Raw genomic sequence first — 13038 nt, forward strand, 5'->3', positions numbered from 1 at the left:
CCGATGACCTCGCCGCCCCCGGACCAGCCACCGGTGGACCTGCGCACCGTCCTGGGCAAGGTCGTGGCCGTGCTGTTCGCCTTCCGGGCCGACGACCACGGCGTGAGCCTGGCCGAGCTCGCGCGGCGCACCGGCATGCCGAAGGGGACGCTGCACCGGGTCGTCGGCGACCTGGTGCAGGTCCGCCTGCTCGACAAGGCCGACGCGGGGTACCGGCTCAGCGGCCAGGTGTTCCAGCTGGGGATGCGCGCCTCCGTCGAGCGGGGACTGCTCGAGGTGGCCACGCCGTTCATGGAGGACCTCTACGAGCGGACCCACGAGACGGTGCACCTCGGGGTCCTGGACGAGGCGTCGGTCGTCTACGTCGCGAAGATCGGCGGCCACCGGCAGGCCACCTCCCCGTCCCGGATCGGCGGGCGCATGCCCCTGCACTGCACGGCGATCGGCAAGGCCCTGCTGGCCCACTCCCCGCCGGAGCTGCTGGCCCGCGTCGTCGAGACGGGGCTGGCCCGCCGGACGCCGCGGACGGTCACCGCGCCCGGCCTGCTGCGCCGCCAGCTGGACCGGGTCGCCGAGACCGGCGTGGCCTACGAGTACGAGGAGTCGGCGGTCGGCATCGTCTGCGTGGCCGCTCCGGTCCTGGACGCCGTCGAGCGGCCGGTCGCGGCCATCAGCGTCACCGGCCCGGCGACCCGGTTCCGGCCGGAGGGGTCCGCGACCGCGGTGAAGGCCGCCGCCGCCGGCACGGCCGCCGTCCTCGCGCGCCGCGACGCACCGCATTGAGCGCGACCGGAGAGGACCGCGGTGCCCCCGTCCCACCCCCGGCCGGCCACCGGGCGGCTGCGGTGAGGACCGGTGCGTGGGGCCTGGTCGCGCTGGTCGCGCTGGCGTCGGCCGTCGCCCAGGCCTTCGGCCGGTTCACCTACTCCCTGGTGCTCCCGTCGATCGAACGCGAGCTGGCGGGCTCGTACGCGGTCGCGGGGGTCGTCGGCGCCGTGAACGTGGCGGCCTACGTGCTGGCCGTCCTGGTGGTGGGGACGCTGGGACGGCGGCTGCGCCCGGCGACCTGGATCCGGCTCGGGCTGGCCTGCTGCACGGGAGGCCTCGTCCTGCTCACCCGGTCGGCCACCGTGCCCGAGCTCGCCGCCGGCCTCGCGCTGACCGGGTGGGGCGCCGCGCTGATCTGGCTCCCGTCGCCGGGCTTCGTCGGCGGGGTCGTGGCCGCGTCCCGCCGGGGTGCGGCGATCGGGCTGATCGGGTCCGGCATCGGCCTGGGCATCGTCTTCGCCGGCGGGCTCACCTCGCTCCGGGCGGGCGGGGGCGACTCCGGGTGGCGCGGCGTCTACCTCGTCGAGACGGTCTTCGCCGTGCTCGTGCTCGGAGCGTGCCTGGGGTTCCTCCGCGCGGGGCCGCGGTCCCCGGCCGAGGAGCCCGGGCGCCCGGTGTCCCTGCGCCAGGTCCCGGGGTGGCGCGGGCTGGCCGGGGGCTACGCGGCCTACGGCCTGGCGTACTCGATCTACACCAGCTACCTGGTCGCGGCCCTGGAGGACGCCGGCTTCTCCCCGGGGCACGCCTCCGCGGTGTACACGGTGGTCGGCGCCGCCCTCGTCGTCGGCGGGGTGCTGCTCGGCCAGCTCTCGGACCGGTGGGGCCGCGGGCAGGCGCTGGTGCTGGGCCACCTGCTGATGGCCGGGGCCATCCTCCTGGTCCTCGCCGGCGCCGAGCCGCTGGCGACGGTCTCGGCCCTGGTCTTCGGCGCGATGATGTCGGGGCTGCCCTCCGTCGTGGCCGCCCGCCTCGCCGACGTCCTGCCGCGGCGGGAGTTCTCCGCCGTCTTCGCCCGCTGCACCCTGGCCTTCGCCCTCGCCCAGACGTGCGGCACGTCCATGGGCGGGTTCCTGGCGGAGGCGAGCGGGGGGTTCGCGCTGCCCTTCGCCGTGGCGGCGGCGATGTCCGTGGCCGGGGCGGTCCTCAGCATCGACGTCCTGCGCGCGGGCAGGGGACCGGACCGGCCGGCGGCCGTGGGGGACCCCGGTGCCGCGCGGGACGGGACCCCGACGGCGGGCTGAGCGACGACCGGGACGGGCCCGGCGGCCGCTCACCGCCCCCGGCCGAGCTCGCGGGCCTCGTCGGGGTGCTCGCGGACGAACTGCTCGTGGGCCTCGGCGACCCGGAGGTTGTTCCCCCGCGTCTCGCCGGCCGCGGTCACCGCCGCGAAGGAGATGACGCAGAGCACCATGATGTAGACGCCGATCGACCCCGACCACCCGGTCGACTGCAGGAGCACCTCGGCGATGAGGGGGGCGAAGGCGCCGCCGAGGATCGCGCCGAGGGCGTAGCCGATGGAGACCCCGGAGTACCGGACGGCGACCGGGAACATCTCTGCGTACATCGCCGACATCGGCCCGTAGGAGAGCCCCAGCCCGACGGTCAGCAGGAACAGCGCGACGCCGTACAGCCAGATGTTGCGGGTGTCGATGAGCAGGAACAGCGGGATCATCCAGACGAAGACCAGCGCGTAGCCGATCTGGAAGGTGCGCACCCGGCCGATGCGGTCGGAGAGCGCGCCGCCGTACATGGTGAACGCCAGCCAGCCGAACGAGGCCAGCGTGGTCGCCAGCAGCACCGACTCCCGGGGCATCTCCAGGGTCCCGCTCGCGTAGGCGATGAAGAAGGCGATGAGCAGGTACCCCGCGGCGTTGTTCGCGATGAAGATGAGCGCGGCGAGGACGACCTCCTTGGTGTTGGTCCGGAAGAGGTCGCGCAGCGGTGCCGAGGACTCCTTCCGCCGCAGCCGCATCTCCTGGAAGGCGGGGCTCTCCTCGACGGCGCGACGGATCAGGTAGCCGATGACGATGAGCACCACGGAGAAGAGGAACGGGATCCGCCAGCCCCAGGACTGGAACTGCTCCGGGGTGGTCACCGTGGTGAGGACCCACAGGACGCCGGTCGCCAGGATCATGCCCACCGGCACGCCGATCTGCGGATACGCCCCGAACAGGCCGCGCCGGCCGACCGGCGCGTGCTCGACCGACATCAGCGCCGCGCCGCCCCACTCGCCGCCCGCCGAGAAGCCCTGCAGGATCCGCAGCGCGATGAGCAGGGCCGGCGCCGCCATCCCGATCTGGCCGTAGGTCGGCAGCAGGCCGATGAGCGCGGTGGCCGCACCCATGAGGACGAGCGTGAAGACCAGCATCCGCTTGCGGCCGAGCCGGTCGCCGAACCGGCCGGCGACGATCGCGCCCAGCGGACGGAACAGGAAGCTGATGCCGATCGTGGCCAGCGAGATGATCGTGGCCAGCCCGGGGGAGTCCTCGCTGACCGGCGCGAGGAAGAGCGGCGCCAGCACCAGGCCGGCGGCCTGGGCGTAGATGAAGAAGTCGTACCACTCGATGGTGGTGCCGGCGAGCGTGGCGGCGAGGACCTTGCGTTCCTCGGCGCTGACCCGCTCGCGCCCGGCAGGTGCGGTGGCCGATCCAGCAGACATGGCACTCCCCACGCCGTCCGACCCGGCCGCGAGGCCGGTGTGTGGTGGCGACGACGCTACCGGGAGGAGTGTCCCGGCTCACCCCGATCGGGCGGCGTCCTCCGCCGGTCGCGGGCCGCTGCCCCGATGCGGGCCTGGAGGGCCTCCTCGGGGAGGACGGCCTGGACGGTCGTGCCGCGGCCGAGCTCGCGGCCGCCGGGATCGACGGCGGTGCACGCGCAGGTGAGCCGGTTGCCCTGCACCTCCACGCAGCGGGCGGTCACCCGGAGGCGGTCCCCGACCCAGCTCGGACCGAGGTGCTCGACCGACACCGACCGCCCGATGCCGGCCTCGCCGGGCTCGAGGTGCCGGAGCAGCAGCTTGCGACCGGCCTCCTCGAAGTGCTTGGCCATCGTGTATGTGGCGTAGACGGGGTGCACCGGGCCGAGCTCGTCGAAGTGCACGGTCATCTCCGGGGTCACGACGACGTCGAGTTCCGCGGTCGCACCGGCGGCGACCGGGATCACGCGGGCACCCAGCGGGCGGGCCGCTTCTCGCGGAACGCGGCGATGCCCTCCTGGCCCTCCTCGCCGGCGAAGAACCGCGCGGACAGCCCCAGCAGGTCCGGGAACCGGTCGCCCAGGGGCCCGGTGCGGGCCGCCCGCAGCAGGCGCTTGGTCTCCGCCAGGGCCAGCGGCGCGCCCTTCCCGAGGGCCTCGACCTGGGCGGCCACGCAGGCATCGACCCCGTCGTCCGGCGCGACCAGGTCCACGAGGCCGCCCGTCAGGGCCGTCTGCGCGTCGAACACCTCCCCGGTGAGCATCAGCCGGTGCGCCACGTTCGGCACCATCCGGGGCAGGCAGACCGCGGAGATCACCGCCGGCAGGATGCCGATGCGGACCTCGGTGAACGCGAACGTCGCCGACGTCGCGGCGACCGCCACGTCGCAGGCGGCGAGCAGGCCCACGCCACCGGCCCGGGCCGGCCCGCGCACGGTGGCCACCACGGGCTTCGGGGACTCCCAGATCGTCTCCAGCAGCGCCGGGAACTCGTTCACCCCCTGGTCCTCGGCAGCGCCGCCGGCGGCCTCGGCGAGGTCCATGCCGGAGCAGAACACCCGGCCGGTGTGGTCGAGCACGACCACCCGGACCGCGTCGTCGGCCAGCGCGCCGGCGAGTGCCTCCCGCAGCTGGGCCCGCATCGCGCGGGACAGCGCGTTGCGGTTGGCGGGGGAGTCGAGGGTCAGCGTGGCCACGCCCCGGCCGACGTCGACCCGCAGCACCCGGTCGCCGCTCACGCGTCGAAGTCCACGGTGACGGTCTCCGACAGCGGCACCGACTGGCAGGTGAGCACGTAGCCCGCCTCGACCTCCCGGGGCTCGAGCGCGTAGTTGCGCCGCATCCGCACCTCGCCCTCGGTGACCCGTGCCCGGCAGGTGCCGCAGACCCCGCCCTTGCAGGCGAACGGGAGGTCGCCGCGCACCTTCTGGGCGGAGTCCAGGACCGGCACGTCGCGGGGGAGGGCGAGGGTGGTGGTGCGCCCGTCGAGGACGACGGTGACCTGGCTGCTCGGGCCGGTGACGGTCTCCTCGTCGCCGCGGACCGGCTCCGGGGGGACGTCGTCGACGTAGAACAGCTCCTGGTGCACCTTCTCGGCCGGGACGCCGAGCTCGGCCAGCAGCTCGCGAGCGTCGGCCACCATCCCGTGCGGGCCGCACAGCCACCAGTGGTCGACGTGCTCGGCGTCGACCAGGTGGTCGACCAGCGTGCGCAGCCGGGCGCCGTCGAGCCGGCCGCTGGTCAGCTCGGCGTCCCGCGGCTCGCGGGAGAGGACGTGCACCAGCTGCAGGCGGGTGCCGTAGCGGTCCTTCAGGTCGGCCAGCTCGTCGGCGAACATGACGGTGTTGGTGCGCCGGTTGCCGTAGAAGACGGTGACCGTGGACCGCCCGTCGCGCAGCACGCTGGCGGCCAGCGAGAGCACCGGGGTGATCCCGGAGCCGGCGACGACGAACACGTGGTCGGCGGGCACCGACAGGTCCGCGGTGAAGGTGCCCGACGGCGGCAGCACCTCGATCTGGTCGCCCGGGCGCACCGCGTGCACCAGGTAGGAGGAGAAGAACCCGCCGGGCACCTCCCGGACGCCGACCCGCGGCGGGGCGCCGACGGGGGCGCAGATCGAGTACGAGCGGCGCTCGTCGCGGTCGCCGTCCACCCGGCGCAGGGTGAGGGCCTGGCCCGGCTTGAAGGCGTAGTCCTCGGCCAGCTCGGGCGGGACGTCGAAGGTCACCGCGACGGCGTCGTCGGTGAGCCGCTCGACGGCGGCCACTCTCAGCGGGTGGAACCGCGGCCGGCGGCGGGCGGGGGCCTGGGCGGGAGTCACTCAGATCTCCTTGACGTGCTCGAAGGGCTCGCGGCAGCTGCGGCAGCGGCGCAGGGCCTTGCAGGCGGTGGCGCTGAACTCGCTGAGCTCCTCGGTGTCGTCCGATCCGCACAGCGGGCAGGCGGCGGTGCGGCGGGTCGGCCCGAGCTGCAGCGGCACCGGGCCCGCGGGGCGGACCGGTGCCCTCCGCGGCGGGGCGATGCCGCCGGCGGCCAGCTTGCGGCGGCCCTCGGCGCTGATCCAGTCGGTGCTCCAGGCAGGGGCGAGAACGGTGCGGACCTCGACGTCGGGGAAGCCCGCCCGGTGCAGCGCGTGCAGCAGGTCCGCGCGCATGGTGCCCATCGCCGGGCAGCCGGAGTAGGTCGGGGTGATGTCGACGACGACCGTCCCGCCGTCCTCGACGCGGACGTCGCGCAGCACGCCGAGGTCGGCGAGGGTCAGCATCGGCAGCTCGGGGTCGGTGACGGTCTCGGCCACCGCGCGCGGGCCGGTCGTCGCGGTCGGCGCGGTCACCAGGTGGCCGCCGGGTGCCGTCGGGCGAGGCCCTGCAGGGTGGCGAGCAGCTCGGGGAGCTCCGCCGTGTGCTGGCCGCGGCGCCCGCGCGGGGGTGCGTCGGCCGGCTCCGCCGGCACCCGTAGCGTGGCCCGCTCCAGCACCTGGGTGAGCACGTCGGTCACCTCGTCGCGCACGTCGGCCGGGTCGACCGCGACGCCGGCCCGCGCCAGCCGCGCCTCGACGTCGGTGGCGGTGAAGACGTCGTCCAGCAGCGGCCAGACGGCGTCGGCGCCGGCCTGGGTGCGGCGGTGCGACTCCTCGGTGCCGTCGCCGAGGCGGAGCACCCAGCGGGCGGCGTGGTCGCGGTGGTAGGCGAGCTCGTTGACCCCCTTGGCCGCGACCGCCGCCAGCACGGGGTCCCGCGACTCCCGCAGGCGGTGGAAGACGGCGAGTCGCACGGTGGCGGCGACCAGGAGCCGGACCATGGTCTGGGCGAAGTCGCCGTTCGGGGCCTCGACCAGGTCGGTGTGGCGGAACTCGTCGGGGTCGCGGAAGTAGGCGAGGGCGTCCTCGTCGGGGATGCTCTCCGTCGCCTTCTCCCGCGAGCGGCCGAGCACGCCCACCGACCCGGCGCGGGCCAGCAGCAGCCGGGCCTGGCCGAGCAGGTCGAGGGCGGTGTTGGCGACCGCCACCTCCTCCTCGAGCTCCGGTGCGGCGGTGATCCACTGGGTCAGGCGCTGGGCCAGCACGAGGGCGTCGTCGCCGAGCATCAGGCAGTACTCGCCGAGGTCGGCCGGGTCGATGCCCTCGGGGACGGTGGTGTCCACGCCGGCCAGCGGCTCGTCGAAGCCGGTGCCGAACGCCCAGTGCCCCTCGCCCCCGGAAGCGTGGTCCAGCGCCTCGTAGACCGTTTCCTCATGCACAGGAGAGCCTTTCCGGCCCCCTCCCGGGCCCCGCCGCGAGCGTGCGAGGGGTGGGGAGGAGGGGGTCCTTACCGAGCGGTGGTGGGGAGGGAGGGGGTGGTTCACATGTGCGGGACGTCCTCGGGGATCTCGTAGAACGTCGGGTGCCGGTAGACCTTGTCGCCGCTCGGGGCGAACAGCGGGTCCTTCTCGTCGGGGCTGGAGGCGGTGATGTCCGCAGCCCGGACCACCCAGATGCTCACGCCCTCGTTGCGCCGGGTGTAGAGGTCGCGGGCGGCGTGCACGGCCATCTCGTCGTCCGGCGCGTGCAGCGAGCCCACGTGGACGTGGTTGATGCCGCGCTTGCCGCGCACGAAGACCTCGTACAGCGGCCAGTCCCGTCGGCTGGTGGCCGGCCTCGGCTCGACCGGCACCTCGGGCCCGGTGGGGACGGCGCCGTGCCCGCCCTCGCTGGTGAGGCTCACGCGGCGCTCCCGCTCGCCCGTCGGTCGTCGTGCTTGCGGGCGTAGGCGGTGGCGGCCTCGGTCACCCAGGCGTTGTCGTCGCGCGCGGCACGCCGGCGGGCGATCCGCTCGGCGTTGGCCGGGCCCTGGCCGCCGATGACCCGCTTGAACTCGTCCCAGTCGATCGCGCCGAAGCGCCAGTGGCCGCTGTCGGCGTCCCAGGCCAGGTCCGGGTCGGGGAGGGTGACGCCGAGGAACTGGGCCTGCGGCACGCTCATGTCGACGTAGCGCTGGCGCAGCTCGTCGTTGCTGTGCCGCTTGATGCCCCACGCCATCGACTGCGCGGAGTTGGGGCTGTCGTCGTCCGGCGGGCCGAACATCATGAGCGAGGGCCACCACCACCGGTCGACGGCGTCCTGCACCATGGCCCGCTGCTCCGGGGTGCCGCGCATCATCGTCATCAGCAGCTCGTAGCCCTGCCGCTGGTGGAAGGACTCCTCCTTGCAGATGCGGATCATCGCCCGCGCGTAGGGCCCGTAGGAGGAGCGGCACAGCGGCACCTGGTTGCAGATCGCCGCGCCGTCGACCAGCCAGCCGATCACGCCGACGTCGGCGTAGCTGAGCGTCGGGTAGTTGAAGATCGAGCTGTACTTCTGCTTGCGCTCGATGAGCTTGTCGGTGAGGTCGGCGCGGTCGGCGCCCAGGGTCTCGGCGGCGGAGTACAGGTACATGCCGTGGCCGGCCTCGTCCTGGACCTTGGCCAGCAGGATCGCCTTGCGCCGCAGGCTCGGGGCGGCCAGCAGCCAGTCGCCCTCGGGCTGCATGCCGATGATCTCCGAGTGCGCGTGCTGGGCGATCTGCCGGATGAGGGTCTTGCGGTAGCCCTCGGGCATCCAGTCCCGCGGCTCGATCCGGTGCTCGGCGGCGATCGTGGTGTCGAAGTGCTCCTGCAGCGCGGCGGTGTCGACGGGGCTCTCGCCCCCGGGCCGGTCCAGAGTCGGCGCTGACATCTCGTTCCCTCGTTCGCGACGGCGGGAGGTCATTTACTGACCGCTTGGTCGGTAAAGAGTGTGCCCGAGAACGGCGCCCGGCACAAGACCGGGCGCGCGCCGGCGCCGGGGGTCTTGACAGCGGGCGCGGGGCGGAGTTGGTTACCTGACCATCTGGTCGGTATTTGGGGAGGACCGGCCCCCGCCGACCGTCCGGCGACGACGCGGCGACCACGGAGGCACCCGCCATGACGGCTGCGACCAGCGAGACCACCCGGCGGCTCGGGACGGCGCCCGACCCGGGGACCCTGGACCCGGCGGAGCGGCTGTCCCTCGACGAGCTCCGGGCCCAGCAGCTGGAGCGGCTGCGGTGGAGCCTCCGGCACGCCTACGAGAACGTGCCGCACTACCGCCGGGCCTTCGACGACGCCGGGGTGCACCCCGACGACTGCCGGGAGCTCGCCGACCTGGCGCGGTTCCCGACGACGAGCAAGACCGACCTGCGCGACAACTACCCCTTCGGCATGTTCGCCGTGCCGCGCGAGCAGGTGCGCCGCGTGCACGCCTCCTCCGGCACCACCGGCCGGCCCACCGTGGTGGGGTACACCGAGCGCGACCTCGGCACGTGGGCGACGGTCATGGCGCGCTCCATCCGCGCCGCCGGCGGGCGCCCCGGCGACGTGCTGCACAACGCCTACGGCTACGGCCTGTTCACCGGCGGGCTGGGCGCCCACTACGGCGCCGAGCAGCTGGGCTGCACCGTCGTCCCCGTGTCCGGCGGCATGACCCCGCGCCAGGTGCAGCTGATCACCGACTTCCGGCCTCGGATCGTCATGGTGACGCCGTCCTACATGCTCACCGTCATCGACGAGTTCGAGAAGCAGGGGCTGGACCCCCGCGCCAGCAGCCTGGAGATCGGCATCTTCGGCGCCGAGCCGTGGACCGAGCAGATGCGCCGCGAGATGGAGCAGCGCCTCGACATCCAGGCCGTCGACATCTACGGCCTGTCCGAGGTGATGGGACCCGGCGTCGCCCAGGAGTGCGTGGAGACCAAGGACGGGCTGCACATCTGGGAGGACCACTTCTACCCCGAGGTCATCGACCCGCTCACCGGCGAGGTGCTGCCGGAGGGCGAGCGCGGGGAGCTGGTCTTCACCTCGCTGACCAAGGAGGCCATGCCGGTCGTCCGCTACCGCACCCGCGACCTCACCCGCCTGCTGCCGGGGACGGCTCGGCCGGGCATGCGCCGGATGGAGAAGGTCACCGGCCGCACCGACGACATGATCATCCTGCGCGGGGTGAACCTCTTCCCCACCCAGATCGAGGAGATCGTGCTGCGCACGCCGGGGCTCAGCCCGCACTTCGCCCTGGAGCTGACCACGCGCGGCCGGTTGGACCACCTGACCTGCCGGATCGAGGCGCGCCCGGACAGCCCGGCCGAGCGCCGGGACGCCGCCGCCGCCGAGGTGGCGAAGGGCGTCAAGGACATGGTCGGCACGAGCATCGAGGTCCTGGTCGTCGACCCCGAGACCCTCCCGCGGTCGGTGGGCAAGCTGCAGCGGCTGCGCGACCTGCGGAAGCGGACGGGGGCGTGACCGCCTCGAGCACCACGGCCGGACGGCGGGGGCGGCCCGGTCACTCGCTGGACTCCCTGCTCGACGTCGCCGTCGCGGTCTTCAACGAGCGCGGTTACGACGCCACCAGCATGGACGAGCTCGCCACCCGGCTCGGCGTCACCAAGTCGGCCATCTACCACCACGTCGCCAGCAAGGTCGAGCTGCTCCGGCTGGCGCTGGACCGCGCGCTCGACGCGCTGTTCGCGGTCACCGAGGAGCCCGGCGCCACCACGGGCCCGGCCATCGACCGGCTCGAGCACGTCGTCCGGGGCTCGGTGCGGGTGCTCACCGAGCAGCTGTCCTTCGTCACGCTGCTGCTCCGGGTGCGCGGCAACTCCCCGGTCGAGGAGGCCGCCCTGGAGCGCCGCCGGGAGTTCGACCGGATCGTCACCGACCTGGTCCGCGCGGCGGAGGAGGAGGGCGACGTCCGCCCCGACGTCGACCCCGCGGTCACCAGCCGGCTGCTGTTCGGCACCGTCAACTCGCTCACCGAGTGGTACCGCCCGGACGGCGGGCTGTCGGCGGACGAGCTCGCCGACGCGCTCGTCGCCACGACCTTCGAGGGCCTGCGCGCCAGGTCCTGACCCCCGCCCACCGACCCCTGCCGGGCCCGGTCCCCGCCGGGACGCGAGGAGAGCACCATGACCAGCTCAGCGCCCCTCCTGGAGAGCTACGTCGCGGGGCGGTGGTACGCGGCGCCGGACGACGGGACGCCGATCGCCGACGCGGTCACCGGCGAGACCGTCGTCCGCATCAGCAGCACCGGCCTCGACGTGCCCGCGATGCTCGACCACGCCCGCACCGTCGGCGGACCGGCACTGCGCGAGCTGACGTTCTCCCAGCGGGCCGGCCTGCTCAAGCAGCTGGGTCTGCGGCTGATGGCGGACGAGGACGCCTTCTACGCCCTCTCCCGCCGCACCGGCGCCACCGACCGGGACAGCGCGGTCGACGTCGACGGCGGCGTCGGGACCCTGCTCTCCTACGCGTCGAAGGGGCGCCGTGAGCTGCCCGACGACACCGTCGTCCTCGACGGCCCCGTCGAGCCCCTCGGCAGGGGCGGCACCTTCGCCGGCCAGCACCTCTACACGCCGCTGCGCGGGGTCGCCGTGCAGATCAATGCCTTCAACTTCCCGGTCTGGGGGTTCCTGGAGAAGCTGGCGCCGGCGTTCCTGGCCGGCCTGCCGACGATCGTGAAGCCGGCCAGCCAGACCGCCTACCTCACCGAGGCGGTGGTCCGGGCCGTCGTCGAGTCCGGCCTGCTGCCCGAGGGCTCGGTCCAGCTGCTCGCCGGCAGCCCGACCGGCCTGCTCGACGGGCTGGCCGGGCAGGACCTGGTGTCGTTCACCGGGTCGGCCGCGACCGCCCGCGCGCTGCGCAGCTCCCCCGCGGTCGTGGCCAACTCGGTGCGGTTCAACGCCGAGGCCGACTCGCTCAACTGCTCGGTGCTCGGACCCGACGCCGGCCCCGACACCCCCGAGTTCGGGTTGTTCGTCGATCAGCTGGTCACCGAGATGACGGTGAAGGCCGGCCAGAGGTGCACGGCGATCCGCCGGGCGTTCGTGCCCCGCGCGCTGGTGGACGACGTCGTCGAGGCCACCCGGGAACGGCTGTCCCGCGTCGTCGTCGGGGCGCCGGGTGCCGAGGGCGTGACCATGGGCGCCCTGGCCGGCCTCGACCAGCGCGAGCAGGTGCTGCGCTCGCTCAAGGCGCTGCGCGGCGTCGCCGAGCTGGTCGCCGGCGATCCGGAGCGCTTCGAGGTGGTCGGCGCCGACCGCGACCGCGGCGCCTTCCTGCCGCCGATGCTGCTGCGCTGCGACGACCTCGGCGCGGCCGAGCCGCACGACGTCGAGGCGTTCGGACCGGTCAGCACGGTCCTGCCCTACGACGGGGTGGCGCAGGCCGTGGAGCTGGCCGCCCGGGGCCAGGGCAGCCTGGTCGGCTCGGTGGTGACCGCCGACCGGGAGTTCGCCCGGGCGTTCGTACTGGGGGCGGCGCACGCGCACGGCCGGATCCTGGTGCTCGACCGCGACGACGCGGCGGAGAGCACCGGCCACGGCTCGCCCCTGCCGGTGCTGGTGCACGGCGGCCCGGGCCGCGCCGGCGGCGGCGAGGAGCTCGGCGGTATCCGCGGCGTGCTGCACCACATGCAGCGCACCGCCGTCCAGGGCTCGCCCGACGTGCTCACCGCCGTCGGCGGGCGCTGGGTGACCGGAGCGCGGCGCACCGACGACGGCGTGCACCCGTTCCGCAAGTCGCTGGCCGAGCTGCGCATCGGCGACTCGATCACCGCCGGCCCGCGCGCGATCACCCTGGCGGACATCGAGCACTTCGCCGAGTTCACCGGCGACACCTTCTACGCGCACACCGACGAGGCGGCCGCCGCGGCCAACCCGCTGTTCGGCGGCCGGGTCGCGCACGGCTACCTGATCGTCTCGTGGGCGGCCGGGCTCTTCGTCGACCCGGCGCCCGGCCCGGTGCTGGCCAACTACGGGGTGGACGACCTGCGGTTCCTGACGCCGGTCAAGCCGGGGGAGCAGCTGACGGTCACGCTCACCTGCAAGCAGATCACCCCGCGGGGCGGCGCCGACCACGGCGAGGTCCGCTGGGACGCCGTCGTGGTCGACACCGCGGGCCGGCCGGTGGCCACCTACGACGTCCTCACCATGGTCGCCAACACCTGGCCCCCGGCCTGAGCGGAGTCGCTCGGGAGCGGAAACCGCTCCCGAG

General features: G+C 74.4%; 13 protein-coding genes. 5 read left to right on the forward strand and 8 right to left on the reverse strand.

Annotation, left to right across the window (positions count from 1 at the left end):
* Window positions 1-3 precede the first annotated feature (3 nt).
* Both PGN05_RS16470 and PGN05_RS16475 read left to right on the forward strand, forming a co-directional pair.
* Window positions 4-783 (forward strand): IclR family transcriptional regulator, encoded by a 780-nt coding sequence (locus tag PGN05_RS16470; protein WP_419753639.1) that lies wholly within the window; start codon window positions 4-6, stop codon window positions 781-783.
* A gap of 62 nt (window positions 784-845) precedes the next feature.
* Window positions 846-2069, forward strand: coding sequence for an MFS transporter (locus PGN05_RS16475; protein WP_419753640.1), 1224 nt, complete (start codon window positions 846-848; stop codon window positions 2067-2069).
* A gap of 29 nt (window positions 2070-2098) precedes the next feature.
* Here the strand turns inward: PGN05_RS16475 and PGN05_RS16480 are convergent, their stop codons facing one another.
* The 8 genes from PGN05_RS16480 to paaA all read right to left on the reverse strand — a co-directional run bounded on the left by PGN05_RS16480 (window position 2099) and on the right by paaA (window position 8716).
* Entirely contained in the window at window positions 2099-3487 is a 1389-nt protein-coding gene (locus tag PGN05_RS16480) for an MFS transporter (RefSeq protein WP_419753641.1), read from the reverse strand.
* 56 nt (window positions 3488-3543) lie between these two features.
* Window positions 3544-3993: a thioesterase family protein gene (locus PGN05_RS16485; RefSeq protein ID WP_419753642.1), complete on the reverse strand. Its 450-nt coding sequence runs from the start codon at window positions 3991-3993 to the stop codon at window positions 3544-3546.
* The gene (locus tag PGN05_RS16490; protein ID WP_419753643.1) at window positions 3990-4763 is read right to left on the reverse strand and encodes an enoyl-CoA hydratase-related protein; all 774 of its coding nucleotides are present in this window, start codon (window positions 4761-4763) and stop codon (window positions 3990-3992) included. The genes PGN05_RS16485 and PGN05_RS16490 overlap by 4 nt, the downstream gene beginning before the upstream one ends.
* Window positions 4760-5845: a 1,2-phenylacetyl-CoA epoxidase subunit PaaE gene (gene paaE / locus PGN05_RS16495; protein ID WP_419753644.1), complete on the reverse strand. Its 1086-nt coding sequence runs from the start codon at window positions 5843-5845 to the stop codon at window positions 4760-4762. The genes PGN05_RS16490 and paaE overlap by 4 nt, the downstream gene beginning before the upstream one ends.
* Window positions 5846-6358: a 1,2-phenylacetyl-CoA epoxidase subunit PaaD gene (gene paaD / locus PGN05_RS16500; RefSeq protein ID WP_419753645.1), complete on the reverse strand. Its 513-nt coding sequence runs from the start codon at window positions 6356-6358 to the stop codon at window positions 5846-5848.
* Window positions 6355-7263, reverse strand: coding sequence for a 1,2-phenylacetyl-CoA epoxidase subunit PaaC (gene paaC / locus PGN05_RS16505; RefSeq protein ID WP_419753646.1), 909 nt, complete (start codon window positions 7261-7263; stop codon window positions 6355-6357). The genes paaD and paaC overlap by 4 nt, the downstream gene beginning before the upstream one ends.
* A 101-nt stretch (window positions 7264-7364) precedes the next feature.
* The gene (gene paaB / locus PGN05_RS16510; protein ID WP_419753652.1) at window positions 7365-7676 is read right to left on the reverse strand and encodes a 1,2-phenylacetyl-CoA epoxidase subunit PaaB; all 312 of its coding nucleotides are present in this window, start codon (window positions 7674-7676) and stop codon (window positions 7365-7367) included.
* Between the two features lie 47 nt (window positions 7677-7723).
* Window positions 7724-8716 carry a 1,2-phenylacetyl-CoA epoxidase subunit PaaA gene (gene paaA / locus PGN05_RS16515; protein ID WP_419753647.1) on the reverse strand — a complete coding sequence of 331 codons (993 nt, stop codon included), beginning with the start codon at window positions 8714-8716 and terminating at the stop codon, window positions 7724-7726.
* Window positions 8717-8943: 227 nt separating this feature from the next.
* Between paaA and paaK the strand changes: the two genes are divergently transcribed.
* The 3 genes from paaK to paaZ are packed head-to-tail and all read left to right on the forward strand — an operon-like array spanning window position 8944 to window position 13004.
* Entirely contained in the window at window positions 8944-10290 is a 1347-nt protein-coding gene (gene paaK, locus PGN05_RS16520; protein ID WP_419753648.1) for a phenylacetate--CoA ligase PaaK, read from the forward strand.
* Complete coding sequence (locus PGN05_RS16525; RefSeq protein ID WP_419753649.1) at window positions 10287-10895, forward strand: TetR/AcrR family transcriptional regulator; 609 nt, start codon at window positions 10287-10289, stop codon at window positions 10893-10895. Before paaK ends, PGN05_RS16525 begins: the two co-directional genes overlap by 4 nt.
* Window positions 10896-10952: 57 nt before the next feature.
* The gene (gene paaZ / locus PGN05_RS16530; protein ID WP_419753650.1) at window positions 10953-13004 is read left to right on the forward strand and encodes a phenylacetic acid degradation bifunctional protein PaaZ; all 2052 of its coding nucleotides are present in this window, start codon (window positions 10953-10955) and stop codon (window positions 13002-13004) included.
* Window positions 13005-13038 lie beyond the last annotated feature (34 nt).

The sequence above is a fragment of the Geodermatophilus sp. CPCC 206100 genome (genome assembly GCF_048569675.1).
Classification (GTDB): domain Bacteria; phylum Actinomycetota; class Actinomycetes; order Mycobacteriales; family Geodermatophilaceae; genus Geodermatophilus.

Bases quoted from the DNA above. Each gene is read 5' to 3' on its own strand.
- PGN05_RS16480 (WP_419753641.1), bottom strand. From the start codon at position 3,487: ATGTCTGCTGGATCGGCCACCGCACCTGCCGGGCGCGAGCGGGTCAGC.
- paaZ (WP_419753650.1), top strand. From the start codon at position 10,953: ATGACCAGCTCAGCGCCCCTCCTGGAGAGCTACGTCGCGGGGCGGTGG.
- paaA (WP_419753647.1), bottom strand. From the start codon at position 8,716: ATGTCAGCGCCGACTCTGGACCGGCCCGGGGGCGAGAGCCCCGTCGAC.
- PGN05_RS16470 (WP_419753639.1), top strand. From the start codon at position 4: ATGACCTCGCCGCCCCCGGACCAGCCACCGGTGGACCTGCGCACCGTC.
- paaK (WP_419753648.1), top strand. From the start codon at position 8,944: ATGACGGCTGCGACCAGCGAGACCACCCGGCGGCTCGGGACGGCGCCC.